19 protein-coding genes and 2 tRNA genes are annotated in these 16,704 nt (G+C 63.0%); 6 read left to right on the plus strand and 15 right to left on the minus strand.

The genetic code is table 11. From position 1 onward, the window contains the following. Positions 1 to 16: 16 nt before the first annotated feature. Together QMK33_RS02945 and QMK33_RS02950 are read right to left on the minus strand one after the other, a co-directional pair. Positions 17 to 544, minus strand: coding sequence for a GNAT family N-acetyltransferase (locus QMK33_RS02945; protein ID WP_283563053.1), 528 nt, complete (start codon positions 542 to 544; stop codon positions 17 to 19). Further along, entirely contained in the window at positions 544 to 1,215 is a 672-nt protein-coding gene (locus QMK33_RS02950; RefSeq protein ID WP_283563054.1) for an arylesterase, read from the minus strand. Before QMK33_RS02950 ends, QMK33_RS02945 begins: the two co-directional genes overlap by 1 nt. 219 nt (positions 1,216 to 1,434) lie before the next feature. Between QMK33_RS02950 and QMK33_RS02955 the strand changes: the two genes are divergently transcribed. The 3 genes from QMK33_RS02955 to QMK33_RS02965 all read left to right on the plus strand — a co-directional run bounded on the left by QMK33_RS02955 (position 1,435) and on the right by QMK33_RS02965 (position 5,903). Continuing rightward, the gene (locus QMK33_RS02955; RefSeq protein WP_283563055.1) at positions 1,435 to 2,121 is read left to right on the plus strand and encodes an ABC transporter ATP-binding protein; all 687 of its coding nucleotides are present in this window, start codon (positions 1,435 to 1,437) and stop codon (positions 2,119 to 2,121) included. Positions 2,122 to 2,204: 83 nt separating this feature from the next. After that, the gene (locus tag QMK33_RS02960; protein ID WP_283563056.1) at positions 2,205 to 4,787 is read left to right on the plus strand and encodes an ABC transporter permease; all 2,583 of its coding nucleotides are present in this window, start codon (positions 2,205 to 2,207) and stop codon (positions 4,785 to 4,787) included. Between the two features lie 117 nt (positions 4,788 to 4,904). After that, a complete protein-coding gene (locus QMK33_RS02965) occupies positions 4,905 to 5,903 on the plus strand; it encodes a bifunctional heptose 7-phosphate kinase/heptose 1-phosphate adenyltransferase (protein WP_283563057.1) in 999 nt (332 codons plus the stop codon). Between the two features lie 70 nt (positions 5,904 to 5,973). On the opposite strand, the gene QMK33_RS02970 is transcribed toward QMK33_RS02965, so the two are convergent. The 7 genes from QMK33_RS02970 to QMK33_RS03000 form a co-directional block, all read right to left on the minus strand. After that, positions 5,974 to 6,528, minus strand: a complete 555-nt coding sequence (locus QMK33_RS02970) for a sugar O-acetyltransferase (protein ID WP_283563058.1) — start codon at positions 6,526 to 6,528, stop codon at positions 5,974 to 5,976. 13 nt (positions 6,529 to 6,541) lie between these two features. Further along, the gene (locus QMK33_RS02975; protein ID WP_283563059.1) at positions 6,542 to 6,748 is read right to left on the minus strand and encodes a hypothetical protein; all 207 of its coding nucleotides are present in this window, start codon (positions 6,746 to 6,748) and stop codon (positions 6,542 to 6,544) included. Positions 6,749 to 6,755: 7 nt separating this feature from the next. After that, on the minus strand, positions 6,756 to 6,971 hold the full coding sequence (locus QMK33_RS02980; protein ID WP_283563060.1) for an alkylphosphonate utilization protein: 216 nt from the start codon (positions 6,969 to 6,971) through the stop codon (positions 6,756 to 6,758). 38 nt (positions 6,972 to 7,009) lie between these two features. Continuing rightward, entirely contained in the window at positions 7,010 to 8,035 is a 1,026-nt protein-coding gene (gene hemE / locus QMK33_RS02985) for a uroporphyrinogen decarboxylase (protein ID WP_283563061.1), read from the minus strand. A gap of 88 nt (positions 8,036 to 8,123) precedes the next feature. Continuing rightward, positions 8,124 to 8,318: a YqaE/Pmp3 family membrane protein gene (locus tag QMK33_RS02990; protein ID WP_283563062.1), complete on the minus strand. Its 195-nt coding sequence runs from the start codon at positions 8,316 to 8,318 to the stop codon at positions 8,124 to 8,126. Between the two features lie 258 nt (positions 8,319 to 8,576). Next, positions 8,577 to 8,798, minus strand: coding sequence for a hypothetical protein (locus tag QMK33_RS02995; protein ID WP_283563063.1), 222 nt, complete (start codon positions 8,796 to 8,798; stop codon positions 8,577 to 8,579). Between the two features lie 493 nt (positions 8,799 to 9,291). Continuing rightward, positions 9,292 to 9,741, minus strand: coding sequence for a hypothetical protein (locus QMK33_RS03000; protein ID WP_283563064.1), 450 nt, complete (start codon positions 9,739 to 9,741; stop codon positions 9,292 to 9,294). 371 nt (positions 9,742 to 10,112) lie between these two features. On the opposite strand from QMK33_RS03000, the gene QMK33_RS03005 reads away from it, so the two are divergent. Beyond that, positions 10,113 to 10,628 carry an energy transducer TonB gene (locus QMK33_RS03005; protein WP_283563065.1) on the plus strand — a complete coding sequence of 172 codons (516 nt, stop codon included), beginning with the start codon at positions 10,113 to 10,115 and terminating at the stop codon, positions 10,626 to 10,628. Between the two features lie 109 nt (positions 10,629 to 10,737). Here the strand turns inward: QMK33_RS03005 and QMK33_RS03010 are convergent, their stop codons facing one another. Further along, positions 10,738 to 11,163: a hypothetical protein gene (locus tag QMK33_RS03010; RefSeq protein WP_283563066.1), complete on the minus strand. Its 426-nt coding sequence runs from the start codon at positions 11,161 to 11,163 to the stop codon at positions 10,738 to 10,740. Positions 11,164 to 11,236: 73 nt separating this feature from the next. After that, a complete protein-coding gene (locus tag QMK33_RS03015) occupies positions 11,237 to 11,815 on the minus strand; it encodes a BLUF domain-containing protein (RefSeq protein WP_283563067.1) in 579 nt (192 codons plus the stop codon). A gap of 255 nt (positions 11,816 to 12,070) precedes the next feature. Between QMK33_RS03015 and QMK33_RS03020 the strand changes: the two genes are divergently transcribed. Then, entirely contained in the window at positions 12,071 to 12,556 is a 486-nt protein-coding gene (locus tag QMK33_RS03020; RefSeq protein ID WP_283563068.1) for a hypothetical protein, read from the plus strand. Between the two features lie 424 nt (positions 12,557 to 12,980). Here QMK33_RS03020 and QMK33_RS03025 read toward each other — a convergent pair. Both QMK33_RS03025 and QMK33_RS03030 read right to left on the minus strand, forming a co-directional pair. Continuing rightward, positions 12,981 to 13,056, minus strand: a tRNA-Lys gene (locus tag QMK33_RS03025). Positions 13,057 to 13,122: 66 nt separating this feature from the next. Further along, positions 13,123 to 13,198, minus strand: a tRNA-Lys gene (locus QMK33_RS03030). Positions 13,199 to 13,374: 176 nt separating this feature from the next. Here QMK33_RS03030 and QMK33_RS03035 point away from each other — a divergent pair. Then, positions 13,375 to 14,052: a hypothetical protein gene (locus tag QMK33_RS03035; protein WP_283563069.1), complete on the plus strand. Its 678-nt coding sequence runs from the start codon at positions 13,375 to 13,377 to the stop codon at positions 14,050 to 14,052. Positions 14,053 to 14,299: 247 nt separating this feature from the next. Here the strand turns inward: QMK33_RS03035 and QMK33_RS03040 are convergent, their stop codons facing one another. Further along, positions 14,300 to 15,754 carry a hypothetical protein gene (locus tag QMK33_RS03040; protein ID WP_283563070.1) on the minus strand — a complete coding sequence of 485 codons (1,455 nt, stop codon included), beginning with the start codon at positions 15,752 to 15,754 and terminating at the stop codon, positions 14,300 to 14,302. Between the two features lie 117 nt (positions 15,755 to 15,871). Then, entirely contained in the window at positions 15,872 to 16,669 is a 798-nt protein-coding gene (locus tag QMK33_RS03045) for an SDR family oxidoreductase (RefSeq protein WP_283563071.1), read from the minus strand. Positions 16,670 to 16,704 lie beyond the last annotated feature (35 nt).

The following is a 16,704-nucleotide window of genomic DNA, read 5'->3' on the forward strand; positions in this document are numbered from 1 at the left end:
CCGGCAGCTGGCAGATTTATCCAGGCGCAAACCGCTCCAGCAGCACTATAGCATTGCCTTTATACAGCGCGCGGCTAAATTCCTGGTAGCCGAGCTTAGCCGCCAGGCGCAGCGAAGGCGCGTTGGCGGGGGCGATAACGCACACGGTGCGCGGCTGCGCAAAGTGCGCATCGCCCCAGGCCAGGGCGGCCCGCGCGGCTTCGGTGGCGTAGCCCTGGCCGTGGGTGTGCGGGGCCAGCACCCACCCTACTTCGGGGTAGCCTTTGAGCGAGGGCGTGAGGGCGCGCTGCCACTCGCCAAAGCCTACCGCCCCGATGAAGCGGCCGGTGGCCTTTTCCTCCACCGCCCAGTAGCCGTAGCCGCACAGGGGCCACAGGCCCAGGTGGCGCAGCAATTTAGTCCACACCTCTTCTTCGGATAGTGGCTTAGCACCCAGGTAGTTATAAAATTCAGGCTGCTGCCACATGGCCGTAAACCCTTCCAAATCAGCGGCGTAGTTGGCGCGCAGCCGCAGCCGCGCAGTTTCCAGAACGGGGATATCCATTAGAGCAGCGGCTGCACGGTGCGCCACACGGTGCGGGCCACCAGGCGGTGCCCTTCGGGGGTGGGGTGAATGCCGTCGCGCTGGTTGAGGCGGGCGATGCCGCCCACGTTTTCGAGCAGGAAGGGAATGAGGGTGAGCTTATTTTTGGTGGCGATTTCGGCGTAGAGCTTCTTGAAATCGGCGGCGTAGGCGGGGCCCATATTGGGCGGAATCTGCATGCCGGCGAGCACGATTTTGGCCTGCGGGGCTTTCAGGCGCACCGTGTCGATAATGGCTTGCAGGTTCTGGCGGGTATCGGTGAGGGGCAGGCCGCGCAGGCCGTCGTTGCCACCCAGCTCCAGCACAAACACGCTCACCGGCTGGCGGCTGAGTACCCAGTTGATGCGCGAGCGGCCGCCGGCGGTGGTTTCGCCACTCAGGCCGGCATTAACTACGGCGTAGGGCAGGTGCAGCGAATCGACGCGGGTTGCAATCAGGGCCGGGTAAGCTTCGTCGGGGTCCACGCCGAGGCCAGCCGTGATGCTATCGCCAAAGAACAGGATGGCCGCCTGAGCCTTGGCCGCCGGCGCGGCGGCCAAGGCGGGGGCCACGGTTTTGGTGGCGGGGGCATCGGACTGGCAGCCCGCAGCCCCCAGGGCCAGTAAGCAAACCAGCCGGGTTAGGTGTTTCATAAGAGCAAAATCAAAAAGCACGCAAAAGTATAAGCCGCTGTTACGCGTCCTACGTAGCCTATAACCAGTGGGAAGACGTTTTTCTTCCCGAAAGACTTTTTCGGGTGTTATACGCTTTGAGAAAAAGCGTCCTGCGACTAGGAGAACGGCCTGCCGAGCTTGCCGAAGCATTCCATCAAAAATCTCATAATTAATAATTTATAATTCATAACCCTTTCCGTGACTAGCCTTCAAGTCGAAAACCTCACCAAAACCTACACCAGCGCCGGCCGCCAGCTCACGGTGCTGCACGAAGTCAGCTTCAGCTTGCAGCCGGCCGATACGTTTGCCATTGTGGGGCCGAGTGGCAGCGGCAAAACCACGCTACTGGGCCTGTGCGCCGGCCTCGACCGCGCCACCAGCGGCAGTGTGTGGCTGCAAGGCATTCAGCTCGATACCCTGAACGAGGACCAGCGGGCGGCCGTGCGCAACCAGCACGTGGGCTTCATTTTCCAGAATTTTCAACTGCTGCCTACCCTCACGGCCCTCGAAAACGTGCAGGTGCCGCTGGAGCTGCGCGGCGAGCGCAACGTGGCCCGCCAGGCCCAAACCCTGCTGGAGCGCGTGGGCCTGGGCGAGCGCGGGCACCACTACCCTGCCCAGCTTTCGGGCGGCGAGCAGCAGCGCGTGAGCCTGGCCCGCGCCTTTGCCAACCGCCCCCAGATTCTGTTTGCCGACGAGCCCACCGGCAACCTCGACCCCGATACCAGCGCCAACGTGGTGGAGCTGCTATTCGATTTGAATAAGGAGGCCGGCACCACGCTGGTGCTGGTGACCCACGACCTGGAGTTGGCCGCTAAAACGCAGAGAATCATGCGGATGCGCGGCGGCCGGGTGGTGGAAGAAACTGTGGCGCAGACGCGGTAGCCCGCAGCGGAGGAGTCCGCCGTTTTCGAGCGCACGAAATTGTTCAACGCCTGACGGAGTGCCACTCCGTTTTACATTTTAGCATGAATTTCAGTTGGTTAGTTACAATGGCGTGGCGCGATTCGCGCCGCAGCCGTTCGCGGTTGGCGCTGTTTATGTCGAGCATCGTGCTGGGCATTGCGGCGCTGGTAGGCATCAATTCGTTTGGCGACAACCTGGCGCGCAGCATCCGCGAGCAGGCCCGCGAGCTGCTGGGGGCCGACCTGGTGCTCTCGTCAAGCCAGCCCTTCACGGCGGGCACTTTGCGGGGCCGCCCCCAAACGCCCGGCGACTCACTGGCCGTGGCACTAGCCCCGGCCCTGGGGCGGCTGGGGCAGCGCCGCAGCGAGGAGGCCTCGTTTGCCTCGCTGGTGTCGTTTCCGCGCACCCAGGGCGTGCGGCTGGCGCAGGTGCGGGCGCTGGGCGCGGGCTTCCCGTACTACGGCGACTGGGAAACCCAGCCGGCCGCGGCGGGCGCGCAGTTTAAGGCGGGCCAAAGTGCTGGCGCTCTGGTTGATGACGTGCTACTGGTGCAGTTCGATGCCAAAGTGGGCGACTCGGTGAAGGTGGGTACCCTCACGCTGCCCATTGTGGGCCGGGTGCTGAGCACGCCGGGCCAAACCGGCTTTAGCGCCGCCGTAGCGCCTAAGGTATTCATCCCCATTGCGTTGCTGGCCAAGACCAACCTGGTGAAGCCCGGCAGCCGGGTGCAGTACCGCACGTACTTCCAGTTTGCGGCTGGCACCGACGTGGCGGCCATCATTAAGCCCCTGGAACCCAAGCTGGAGCAGGCCAATATCGACTCCGATACTGTGGCCAGCCGGCAGCAAAGCACCGGCCGCGCCTTCCAAGACCTCACCCGGTTTTTGAGCTTGGTGGCGTTTGTGGCGCTGCTGCTGGGCTGCGTGGGCGTGGCCAGCGCCGTGAACCTCTACGTGCAGGAAAAGCTGGCCTCGGTGGCCGTGCTGCGCTGCCTGGGGGCCAGCGGGCGGCAGGCGCTGCTCATTTACCTCATTCAGACGTCGGGGCTGGGGCTGCTGGGGGCCATTATTGGCGCGGCGCTAGGCGCGGTGGTGCAGCTGGTGCTGCCGAAGGTGCTGGGCAGCTTTTTGCCAGTGGCGGTGAGCGTATCGGTGTCGCCGACGGCGGTAGCCATTGGGCTGCTCACGGGGCTGGCAATGGCCGTGCTATTTGCGCTGCTGCCGCTGCTGGCCATCCGGCGGGTGTCGCCGCTGCGGGTGCTGCGCGCCTCGTTTGATGACGACACTACCACGCCCGACCCGCTGCGCTACCTCGTGCTGGGCGCGGTATTGCTGTTTGTGGTGGGTTTTGCCTACGCCCAAACGCGCGAGTGGAAGCAGGCGCTGGGCTTCACGGCCGGGCTGCTGGTAGCGCTGGGCGCACTGGCGGGCCTGGGCCTGGCCCTGCGCTACCTGCTGCGCCGCTACTTCCCAGTGGGCTGGAGCTACGTGGCCCGCCAGGGCCTGGCCAATTTGTTTCGGCCCCAGAACCAGACGGTTACGCTCATTATCTCGCTGGGTTTGGGCACGTTTTTGCTGGCCACGCTTTTCCTCACGCAGGCACTGTTGCTGAGCCGGGTGCAACTGTCGGCCAGCGGCAAGCAGCCCAACCTGGTGCTGTTCGATATCCAGACCGAGCAGGAGCGCGGCGTGGAGCAACTACTTCAAAAACAAGGCATTCCAATCATGCAGCGGGTGCCCATCGTGACGATGCGCCTGGCGGCCATCAATCGGCGCACGGTGGGCGAGCTGCGCAAAGACACCGCCAGCGGCGTGCCGCTATTCGCTCTCACCCGCGAGTACCGCGTTACGTACCGCGACACGCTGAGCACCAGCGAGAAGCTGGTGGCCGGCACGCCGCCGCAGGCGGCCGTGGCCGGCGGCCTGCCCCGCGTGTCGGTCGATGCCAACTACTTCCAGCGCGTGAAGCTCAAACTGGGCGACACGCTGACCTTCAACGTGCAGGGCGCGCCGCTGGCCGTGGTGGTGGGTGGCACCCGCGAGGTCGATTGGGCCCGGGTGCAAACCAACTTCCTGGTGGTGTTCCCCACCGGCGTGCTGGAGCAGGCGCCGCAGTTTCACGTCATTCTCACCCGCGTCAAAAACAACCAGCAGCTGGCCCTGGCCCAGCGGGCGCTGGTGCGCGATTTCCCCAACGTATCGGCCATCGACCTGGGCCTGATTCTGCAAACGGTGGACGAGATTCTGAGCAAAATCTCGTTCGTCATTCGCTTCATGGCGGGCTTCAGCATCCTCACCGGCCTGCTGGTACTGGCCAGCTCGGTGCTCATCAGCCGCTACCAGCGCACCCGCGAGAGCGTGCTGCTGCGCACGCTGGGCGCCAGCCGCAACCAGATTTTGCGCATCACGGTGGTCGAATATGCCTTGCTGGGCAGCCTGGCCGCGCTGGCGGGTGTGCTGCTGGCCGGCTTTGCCGCCTGGGCGCTGGCCGTGTGGGTATTCGAAACGCCGTTTGTGGGTAGCAGCCTGCTGTGGCTACCGGCCCTGGTGGCCCTGGTGGCGGGCCTCACGGCCCTCATCGGCGGGCTCAACAGCCGCTCGGTGCTCAGCCAGCCGCCGCTGGCGGTGCTGCGGGCCGAGGGGTGAGGGCTTTAGGTTTGGGTTTGTGAGTTGGGTGCATATTGCAGATAAGTACTCGTTGTTACCGTCCCTACGTTCCTGATAGCGGCCGCCACAATCGCGGCCGGGGCTACTTTTGCGCCCATGTCTGCCCCTACCCCGCTTACCAAGCTCTTTGCCGATTTCAATAACCTGCACGTCCTCATTGTGGGCGACGTCATGGTCGATGCCTACGTGTGGGGCCGTGCCAGCCGGCTTTCGCCCGAGGCCCCGGTGCCCGTAGTGAACGTAGACCGCACCGAAAACCGCCTCGGTGGGGCCGCCAACGTGGCCCTCAACGTGCAGGCCCTCGGGGCCACGCCGCTGCTGTGCGCGGTGGTGGGCAACGACCAAGGCGGCGACCAGCTAGTACGCCTGCTGCACGACCACCACCTGCCCGCCGACGGCATCATCCGTAGCGCGCACCGCCCCACCACCTTTAAGCAGCGCATTCTGGCCCACGGCCAGCAGCTCGTGCGCATCGACTCGGAAGTCGAAACCGACCTCAATGCGGAGGAAGCCACCCAGCTGCTAGCCGCCTACGACGACCTGCTGACCCGCGCCGACGTGGTTATCTTCGAAGACTACGACAAGGGCGTGCTCAGCGAACCCATTATTGCTGAGTGCATTGCGCGCGCGCGGCAGCACGGTATTCCCACGGTAGTAGACCCCAAAAAGAAGAACTTCTTGGCCTACCGCCACTGCACCCTCTTCAAGCCCAACCTAAAAGAGCTGCGCGAGGGCCTGAAGCTGGAGTTTGGCGCGCCCGACGCCGACCGCCCCGGCTTTGAGACTGCCGTAGCTCGCCTGCGCGAAGTGCTGACGCCCGAAATCGTGCTGGTCACGCTCTCCGAGTACGGCGTATTTGCCCAGCAGGACGACCAGAAAACCTACCTCCCGGCCCACCTGCGCACCATTTCCGACGTGTCGGGCGCGGGCGATACCGTTATCAGCATCGCGGCTTGCTGCGTGGCGCTGGGCCAGCCGGCAGCCTTCACGGCGGCGCTGGCCAACCTTGGTGGCGGCCTGGTGTGCGAGCAGGTGGGCGTAGTACCCATCGAGAAGCGCCTGCTGCTGGCCGAAGCCGAAGCCGCAGGGTTATAGCGTGGACGTTGCGCGCGCGCATGAGTGCAGCGAACAGCTGGCGTGCGCAATCACCCGCCCCCCGTGCGCGCTACCTCAGGCTGCGCACCACCCGCGCCGGGTTGCCCACGGCCAGCGAATAGGCGGGCACATCTTTGGTCACCACAGCGCCGGCCCCGATGACGCAGCCCGTGCTAATCGTAACGCCGGGGCACACAATGGTGCCGCCGCCCAGCCAGCAATCGTTGCCGATGGTGATGGGCCGGGCCAGCTCCAGGGTGCGGCGCACCACGGCATCGAGCGGGTGGGTAGCGGCGTAGAGCTGCACGCCGGGCCCAAAGAGCACGTTGGAGCCAATGGTAACCCGCGCCGCATCGAGCACTACGCAGTTCACGTTGAAATACACGTTGTTACCGCAGTAGATATTACTGCCGTAGTCGCAGTGAAAGGGCGGCTCGATATACAGGTTTTCGCCCGCGTGGGGTAGCAGCTCGGCCAGTACCAGCCGGGCCGCGTCGGTGAGCAAGTACTCCGTCACGTTGAGGCGGTGCAGCAGGCGCTTAGCGCGGGTGCGGGCTGCCAGCAGCGCGGGGTCGAAGGCAGCGTAGAGCTCGCCAGCCAGCATTTTTTCTTCCTCACTCAGCATAAGCTACTTTGCCCTAAGCTAGTAGCCGAAGCAGCCACAGCAACACCAGCAGCACCAGCGGCGTGGTGACGATGGCGGCCATTGCCGTCGCTATCACTACCACGCCCTCGGCCCTGAACACGCGCCGAAACAACCGGCGCCAGCCAAAAAACAACACGCCGGAAACCAGCAGCGACACCACGTAGAAACCAACGCCGAACCCTGTTTTTGCAAGCTCCATCGCGCGGCTAGGCTTTCTTCAAAAACTCGGTTTTGAGCACCATCGTGCCGCCCCCGGCCCGGCCCTCAATCTCGGCGGGCGAGTTGGTGAGGCGGATATTCTTGACCAGCGTGCCGCGCTTGAGCGTCAGCGACGAGCCTTTCACCTTGAGGTCTTTGATGAGGGTAACCGCGTCGCCTTCGGCGAGCACGGTGCCGTTACTGTCTTTGGTGGGGATATCCATAACGTATTTTAGTAGCTGAAAAACAATAAGTTACCAGCTTACCCCCGCCACGTCTTCACCGTTTCCACGAAAACCTTCACATTGTCGGGGTTCGTATCGGGGTACACGCCGTGACCGAGGTTGGCGATGTGGGGGCCGCCGGCAAACTCGCGCAGCATGGCTTCGGTGGCGGCTTTTACCTGGGTGGGCGTGCCATAGAGGGCGCAGGGGTCGAGGTTGCCTTGCAGCGTTTTGCCGGGGGCCTGCTGGCGCACCTGGGCCGGCGACTGGTTCCAGTCGAGCCCGATGGTGCGGCAGGGCGTGTGGGCGAGGTCTTCCACGGCCCACCACGCGCCCTTAGCAAAAATGGTAACGGGCACCAGCGGGGCCAGCGCCGCGCAAATGCGGCTGATGTAGGGCGTCGAAAACTCGGCGTAATGCGCGGGCGGCAAAATGCCGGCCCACGAGTCGAATACCTGCACCAGGTCGGCCCCGGCCGCCACCTGAGCTTGCAGGTAGGCAATGGTGGTCACCGTAATTTTTTCGAGCAGCTGGTGGGCCAGCGCGGGCTCCTGGTAGAGCATGCGGCGGGCCTTGCTGAAAGTTTTGGAGCCGTGGCCCTCCACCATGTAGGCCAGGATGGTCCAGGGCGCGCCCGCAAAGCCGATGAGCGGCACGCGGCCGGCCAGCTCTCTTTTGGTGATGCGCAGGGCCTCCAGCACGTAGCCCAGGTGCTCCTCGGGGTCGGCCACGCGCAGCTTGGCTACGTCGGCGGCGTTTTTCACTACCTCAGGAAAAAGCGGACCACGGGCCTCCACCATCTCGTAGGTGAGGCCCATGGCCTCGGGCACCACCAGAATGTCGGAGAAAATGATGGCCGCGTCTACGTCGAGCGCATCAACGGGCTGAATGGTGACTTCGGCGGCCAGGGCAGGGGTTTCGACCAGCTCCTTAAAGCCCGAGAGGCGGCCGCGCAGGGCGCGGTACTGGGGCAGGATGCGGCCGGCCTGGCGCATGAGCCAGACGGGGGTGCGTTCAGTGGTTTCGCCCTGGGCGGCGCGGAGGAGGAGGTCGTTTTTGAGCATGGGGCAGGGAACGGGCCGCAGCGCGGGGCTGGGCCGAAGCGGGCCGCAAAGGTAACAGCGGGCGGGGCCGCCCCGCCCCCGCCCGGCGCTAAGGGCGCTGCACGGCGCGCAGCAGCTCTTCCTGGCGGCGGCGGGCGCGGTCTTCGTTCAGCGAAGCCACGCCCCAAATAGCAGCCGGAATCCAGCCGATGAGCGTGAGGTGCAGCACGAAGCAGATGAAAGCTCTCAGGAAGTGGCCGTTGAGAAACATCGATACACTAGGCAGCAGAATGGCAAGCAGCATGGGCAAAATCTGAGAAAGGTGACGGGCGAAGCGGCCTGCGCAGGTTCCCCATCCAGCCCCTGCTACGCATAAGCCGGCGCAAAGGCTGCCGTGGTGCCGTGGGGTGGCCGGGGAGTGTTCGGCATTGCCAGCGGGGTGCGATAAGCCTGCTTATTTTTTTGGCTAAGCTTTATGCACCAGCTATTTATAAACACAAGGAGCGCCGATTATTCGGCGCTCCTTGTATCTGATTCGGGCCGTGGCCTACTAGCGATGGGGCTAGTGCGAAACGATAGTATGAGAAAAGTCAGTCCCCAGCCATTGGCGTTCGGCCTTGGGGGCCGGGCCAACGCGGCCTGGCGAAACAATGCGCTTGGGCAGCATACCCAGGTCCTGCATAAAAATCAGGTCCTGGTGAGCCATATCAAGTAGTTCCGCATTGTCTTTGGAATCGCTGCCCGTGGGCAGCAAACTGGGCGGGCACAAGGTAGGTTGGTCCATTGCTTGTATACGCAACTGGCCCGGCCGGTGGTTACACTGGCCCGCCCTTAAAGCAACAAACCCAGCGCGGCCGGGGCCTTAGCACGCAGAACTGCACGCTTGATTGCGGCATTCTACTTCTGCCCAGCCTGGTAAGTGGCTACCTGGCCAGCCGGCCCTAGTGCCAGCGTTACCAGGCAGAAGCCAGCTAAAATAATAAGCAAGCAAAACGCCAAAGTCACAACCTACCTCACTTGCTGAAACCTATTTTTTTTAGATAACTTATTTATTTACAGTATTTTATCAATACGCAAGTAATTGTAAGTCCAGCATAATTTCATTTATGACTGAAAATTTATGATTTATTACACTTTTAAAATAAATCATAATGTCACAAACCCGTGCGGTTTGTCCTTTCGCAGGCCGTTTTATTGGGCTTTCTTTGCATTACTACTTCCCATTCCCGGGTGGTCAACGTTCATCCTTTCCAACACTTTCCTTTTCCAAACCAGGGTTACTTAAGGCCTCCCCAAGCAATTGGGGAGGCTTTTTGCTGGCTTACCCCCAGCTGGCCAGCCTTGCCGGGGCAGCGCCGCAGCCAGTCGTAGGCCGAGGCCAAATCGGAAAAAATAGCCACTACGGGGCGGGGCAGCAGAAAGCACGCGCGTTCCATCGCCGTGCGGTCGGGGTAGCCCGCTGCGCATACCCAGGCAAAGTGCGCCACGCCCAGCGCGGCCAACCGGTCGAAATAATATCCACCAACCCACGGGACCACCCCGTGCCAGGTGCCGGTGAGCTCACTGTGGTCGCTCAGAATTTTGGAGCAGGGCTGCGCGGCCAGGCACGCGGCCAGGCCTTCGGCGTGCATTTTAATGGAAGCCGCGTCGTGCGTACCGCGCCACTGGCTGTAGAGCCAGCCGTTGGGCGCATCGTGCGATACGCGCAGGCCGGGAGAATTTAACAAGCACCGAAGCTCTTCCATTGCGTAAAGGTATCCGACTGTTAGTCAAAGTCAAAACCCCTTGCCGCGCAACCGCTGGGGAGAGCTGGTGGCCCGGGCACGCCACCCCGCTACGGCCATACCGAGCTAAATATTTTAGTAACTAACTATCCAGCAGCCAGTTACTAAGCCCGCACAATCCAGCGCCGTAGCGGTGCCGCTGCCACTCACCAGGGCGGAGCCACCCAGCCGGCGGGCACCAGGGCCATGCCGCCGGTACGCAGGCGCTGGGCATGCGGGTTTGCGGGCGGGCCGGTATGCATTTCGCACCCGGGCAGCATCTAGTACCTGGGTCCGCTGTTTTGGCGAGCCCAAAGGTGTAACTCCTTATTAATATGAAACTTGCTTATTGCTGCCTGCTACTAGGCCTTGCGGAAAGTGCTGCCTTAGCCCGAACGCCCTCCCCCAAGAAACCCGGCCGCCGGCATGCAGTGGCGCAGAAGCAGAATAGTAAGCCAACAACGGTATATTATCCCGACACGCCAACCGAGCAGGAGCACTGCCAGCTGTCGATAACTCCCGCACCTACCGGCAATTTCGACCCCAACCTGGTTTATACCTGCGCGGAGCACATGCCCACCCTGCCCGGGCAACGCGATAGGTCAGGCATCAGCGCCGCTATCCAGCGGCAATTGGTGCTGCCCCAGGCCGTCCCACCCGGCCGCGTATTTGTGCAGTTTGTGGTAACCAAGGAAGGCGTGGTAGTTCAGCCGCAGGTTATCAAGGGCCTGCGGGCCGACGTAGATTCGGCGGTGGTGGTGGCTACGCGAAAGCTACCCCGCTTCACGCCCGGCCAGCAGCAGGGGCAGGCCGTGGCCGTGAGCCTGGTGCTGGCCGTAATGGTGCCATAAGAAGGCAAGGGGTGGGCGTGCACCACGCCCACCCCTTGATAACCAATTGATTGATAAGTTAAAGAAGCAGCGCAGCCTGACCTGATTCAACTACTTCGGCCGCGCTGGGTTAGGCTTGCTGGGCCAGCCTGGCATCGCGCTCTTCGCGCAGCCAGTGGCGGGCATCTTCGCGGTTTTCAAATATTTGCAGCTCGAAGGGCAAGGCCACGTGGCTGCGGGTGAAGAGGTCGTGGTGCTGGTCGGCCTGCACTACGTGGGCCACGTAGCACAGGCCCAGGCGCTCGGCCTGGGGCACCCAGCTGTGCAAGAGCCACTCCAGGCTTTCAAACCAGGGCCCCACAAGGCGGGAGTTGTCGTTGAGCAGGAAGGCGCAGGGCTGCTGCGCGGCGTGTTGCAGGTAGGCTTCCGCGCCGCGCATGGCCTCGGTTTGGTCTACCGAGCCGCGCCAGATGGCCTGGAGCCAGTGCTCGGTTTCGTCGTAGGAAAGGGCGCAGCTGCTGTGGTCGCGCGGGTCGGTGTTGAGGTTGAGAAGCATAGAATGAGAAGCATAGAACTGGTTCAAGAGCAGCAATACCGCCCTGGCAGACACCAGGGCCCTTGCTGGGTGGCTAGGAATCCGGGCAGGTATTGCTGAACTCTTCGAGCGCACCAGTGAAAGTGGGCTCAGCAATGGGAACCTGGCGCAGCAGCAGGTGATGGTGATGCGCCTCCAGGAAGGTAATGAGCCAGTAAAACTCGTGAGTCTGGTTCTTGGCAAAGGCCATGCGCCAGTCGTCGAAGCGGCGCGCCGGCCCTACCCCGCGGCTGAGCACGTGCAGCCGGTGGTGCCGGCGGTCGCACAGGATGCGGGTAAACAGCTTCTCCACAGCGGCGGCCTCCCCTTCCAGCACCTGCACAAAGTGCCCATTGCCGTAGCAAAGCAGCCCCGTAATATCGCACTGGGCATTACGGGCCAGCGCGTGCTCAAGCAGGTCGGCCAGCTGCTCTTCGCCAAACACGTGCACGGCCTGGCTGCAATAGAGCAAGTGATACACGCCCGGCTCCTGAGGCAGCTCAGGCTGCTCGGGCGGCGGCGGCAAATAGGCCGGAAGCCCTTCAGCAATACCTGTTTCCGGGCCGGTGGCCAGGGCAATGGCCCACTCAAGGGCGAGCTGCTGATGGGCCAGGTCCGGGGAGAGGTTGTTCATGACAGCCCCTTACGGCGCAAGCGATAACTTACGCCGCAAGGTGATAGTAAATACGTGTTTATAGCTCTGGCATCCTCCGTATAACTACGTAGTGACTATCCCTGCCTACTGCGGGCAGCACGGCAACCACTCCCAGCACAGGCCACGCCGTGAAAAACCAACCGTACTTCCTCCACACGGGGCCGTGGCAGGCGGGGAGATTTTCTCCGCTTGTATGTTTACCGGGAGGCTCTGGTGCCTCCCCTACTTTTCTTCATGCAAAAAGCCCGTCTTATTCTGCGGCGTTGGTGGCTTGGCTTTGCCCTACTCATTGCGCTTGGGCTAGTGGGCGACCTGTTCTTCTCTGCCTATGGCAGCGCGTGGGAGCGCTGCGGGCAGTACCCCAGGCGCTACGCCTTCACGGCTGGCCACGCGGCGCTTTTTGGGTTACTGGCCGCCGCCACCTACTCCAACCGGAAACTGCTTTGGTGGGCAGCGATTGGCAGTATCAGCCTGAAGCTATACCGGTTGCTAAAATACTATACCTTAGTTGATTACGAGATAAGCTCTACTACGTATAACCAGGATTATATGCGCATCTTCTACCAGCTTCAGCCTATTTCCCACTGGCTTGTGGTTCCCGGCGGACTCCTGTTTGACAGTCATGCCCTAAGCGCAGCCTTCCTGGCCACGCTTTACGTGTACTGGCTCACGCTGTGCCGCAAGCTGCTGCACGCGAAGCCAGAACTACTTTCTTTGTAACAAACTGATAATCAGCATAAAATTCATCAGTAATTAGATAAGTAATTGATTAAAAATGAGTTGATACTTTAGACCGTCATCCTTCGACGAGCCGATACCAGCTAAGCAGGACCGCCTTTTTGGATAATCAATTCTACTTCACTATTTAGCATCTTGCTACTTATCGCCTATCCGAATAGGCGTTGGGCGAGTTGGCGCCGCTGGGTAGGCTGTCCGCTCTTTGTTCGCGCCGCTCGTGCTGGCGGCGAGCGCACAGCCGGCGCAACCCCGGCAGCCCGCCCAAGGGCGCCAACTCGCCCAAGCCCTATTCGGGTAGCCGCTTAGCAGGCGGGCGAGGCAGCCTACGGGAGGGCGCGACCGGGCGCTTCAGACACGGCGCGGGGCAAACGCAAAAAGCCCCCTCAGTAGCTTACTGAGGGGGCTTTGGTGGCTCCGCTGGGATTCGAACCCAGGACCCGTACATTAAAAGTGTACTGCTCTACCAGCTGAGCTACAGAACCAAATAAGTATAACCTATAGCATAATGGGGATAAAAAATCCTCAACGGGCTATAACCGGTGAGAACTTGGTGGCTCCGCTGGGATTCGAACCCAGGACCCGTACATTAAAAGTGTACTGCTCTACCAGCTGAGCTACAGAACCAATATCTTTGTGCCACAATCGCGGTGTGTTACCGTTTTTTGTGGGTGCAAAAGTACAGCGACATTTTGAATCTGACAACCCCTGGGCAAAAAGAAATCGTTTTGGCACGCGGCCGGGGCCGGCTGGGCTGGCTTATTCAGCTGCCTTTGTGGGCGTTGGCTACGAGCTGCGGTCCCGTGAATTTTTCGGGCGAGCCGGCCACTGAGGCGGCGGCCAGCCTGCGCCAGGCCGATGCATTGTTTGCCAGCGGGCAGTATGCGGCCGCTTCGCCGCTCTACCGGGCCCAGATATGGCGGCAGCGGGAGGTGTCGGCGCAGCTGGTGCTGCGCATGGCCTACGCCCAGCACCAGCTGGGCCACTACCCCGCCGAGCTACTATATCTCAACCTGGCCCAGGCCCGGCAGCCCCGCCTCAGTACCTGGCGGCAGCTGGCCGCGCTGGCGCAGCGGCAGCGGCTGGTGGGCTACCCCACCACCTGGCAGCAGGAGCTGCGAGTGCAGGCCCAGCGCTACTACTACCCCACCCTGCAAGTGCTGCTGACCGGGGCCGTGGTGCTGGCCATTGGGCTGGGCCTGCGGCGGCGGCGCACCAAGCCCGGCACCTGGCTGGCCTACGGGGCCTACGTGCTCGGCACGGGAGCCTACCTCACGCTACTGCGCCCCGAGGCCGTGGGCGTAGTTACGCGCGCCGGAGTGGCCCTCATGGCGGGGCCGGGGGCCGGGGCCACTTGGCTGAGCACGGCCGCCCCCGGCGACCGCCTGCCCGTGCTGGGCCACGAGGACATCTGGCTGCGGGTGCGCTGGCAGGAGCGCGTGGCCTACGTGCGGGCCACCGATGCGCTGGTGGTGGAGTAGGCAGCAGCAGCGCATCGGTGGCCCGCACGTAGGCCACGCCAGGCAAAAGAGGGGGCTTTCTGCACGTGCAGAAAGCCCCCTCTTTTGCCTGGCGTGGCTTGCTAGCGCAATTTTCAGGTCAGGTTACGGGTGCTGGCTCCGTTATTGAACTGGCTGGCGCGGGAGCGAGGGCGGAACGACTGGCCGGGCGGCGCGCTCGTCAACCGGTCGGGCGGCGGACCGGGGCACGTAAGCCAGGAGTTGCTAACTAGTTGAAATACACCTGGTATTGCAGGATAACGGCCCCGCGGCGCGAGTCTACCACGTTGAGGCCGTCGCTGGCGCGGGTGATGAAGTAGGGGCGGTTTTGGTAGGAGAGCGTGAACTTGGAGGTGTGGCCCGTAACCAGCCAGTTGACGCCGGCGTCGTAGAAATTCACGTCGTCGGAGAGGCGGGCGTAGCGCGAGTGCTGGTAGGCCACGTAGGGCATGAAGGTGCTGCTGCCCACCAGGTTATCCTTAAACTTGTAGCCCAGCTGGGTGTACACCGAGTTGCCGGTGCCGTACTCGGGAAAGGCATTGCCGAAGCCGCCGATGGTGTTGGTGCCGGGGTTGGAAGTGCCGGTGGCGGGGTTCATGGCCGCGCCGCCGCGGAGGTAGCCGGGGCCGAAATCGTAGTGCAGGGCGGCGGCGTAGAGGCTCACGCTGGCCGCGTCGGGCCCGGTGGCCAGCGGGGCATCGTAGAACACGTCGACGGCGTACTGCTGCATGGCCTTGGTTTGCACGTTGGTGGGGCTGCCCTGGGTATACCACACGGCTTCGGGCTGCACCACGAAGCCCGCGCCGATATTAAACACCGCCTTTTTGCCCAGGTAGGTGCCGGCCGAGTAGGGCGTGAGGTTGCTCTCCTGGTCCTTGAGCTGGTACGAGAAGTAGCCCTGGTACTGCGGCTTGGGCGGCGTGAGGGCAAACGAGGCGTTGGGGCCGGGCGTGGCCACGAAGCCGGCGGCCTTCTGGTAGAGCAGCGGGTCGGAGATGGCCACGCGGTAGTCGAGCTTGCCGAGCTTGCCCTTAAGGTACATGCTGAGCTTGCGGCCAAACTGGTCGTTCACGTCGTTGGTAGCTTCTTCCAGGGTGGGCAGGTCGAGGCCCATGATGGTGCCGGCCGAGGAAAAAGCGTAGCGGGCCAGCCCGTTCCAGGCACCGAGGCCGGCCCCAAAGGACAGCTTGTTTTTGACGATGGCGTACTCGGCCACGGCATCGTGCAGGAAGAAGCCGCCCGTGCCGCTCTGGCTGGCGCCGGGCGTGCCGCCGCTTTTGCGGTCGGCGTTGTAGCTGAGGTTGTTAAGCCCGATTTGCGAGTAGACGAACACGCGGTCGGTGAGCTGGCCGTAGAACTGGATGCGGAAGCGCCGGATGCCGATGTCGTAGGTAGTGGGCGCGTTGTAGCCGCCCACCGTCGAGCCGGGGTTGCTCTCGTTGTAGCGCATCCACACCTGGTTGAGCAGCGTGAACTTGACGTAGCGGCTGGCGTCGGCGTTCAGCGGCAGCTTACCATCCTTGAGGAAAAACGTGGGGGCGGCCACGGCGGGCTGCGGGTAGCTGGTGGCCTGGTCGGCCTGGGTTTGGGTGGGCGGCGGGGTGGTGGGGGCCTGCGCCAGGGCCAGGCTGGGCAACGTGAGGGCGGCGCTGAGCAGCGCGGCGGGAGCTAAAAATTGCTTCATGTAAGCGGGTAACTGATAACACAAAAAACCGGTCCCTCGCATCCGAAATGGACAAAAGGAACCGGAAAGTTACCCCCACACTGTATGAAGCCCTGATGAGCCCGCGCGCCCCTACCCCTATAATTCGCCCTCTTCCTTGCGGAATTTATTCAGTACCACCTTGTCCATCAGGCCGGGTAGCCACTTATTTAAAAACACGACTAATTTTCCCTCGCCGGTGAGCACCATGGTGCGCTGGCGCTGCGCTACGGCCCGGCGCAGGTGCTGGGCTACTTCCTCGCTGGTCATCATGCTGCCCTCGTTGCGGGGGGTTTCGTTCTGGGTCTGGCCGTTGGCGAGCAGGGCCGTGTGGCGGATGTTGGAGGCCGTGAAGCCGGGCGCGGCCGTGAGCACGTTCACGCCCTGGGGCAGCAGCTCGGTGCGCAGGGCTTCGAGAAAGCCGTTCATGGCAAACTTGGAGGCCGAGTAGCCGGTGCGGCCCGGCAGGCCCCGGTAGCCGGCAATGCTGCTCATGCCCACGATGGTGCCCTTGCTGGCCAGCAGGTGGGGCAGCGCCGCTTTGGTGACGTACACGGTGCCGAAGAAGTTGGTTTGCATGAGCTGCTCCAGCACCTGCACGTCCACATCGGCAAACTTGGCGCGCATGCTGAGGCCGGCATTGTTGATGAGCACATCGAGGCGGCCGAAGGCGGCGATAGTGTCGGCTACGGCGCGGTTGGCATCGGCCAGCACGCCCACGTCGCCCTGCACGGTGCGGTGGGCAATGCCGGCGGCGGCCAGCTCGGCGGCGGTGGCGGCCAGCTTGGCCGCGTCGCGGCCCGTGATGACCACGCTGGCCCCGGCGCGACCAAACTCCAGGGCGCAGGCGCGGCCAATGCCCGAGGTGCCGCCCGTGATGAGAACTACGTTATTCATGAAGGAGAAAATGAGGAATTAGCCGGGGGCCGCCC

The organism is Hymenobacter sp. H14-R3 (assembly GCF_030063445.1).
GTDB lineage: Bacteria > Bacteroidota > Bacteroidia > Cytophagales > Hymenobacteraceae > Hymenobacter.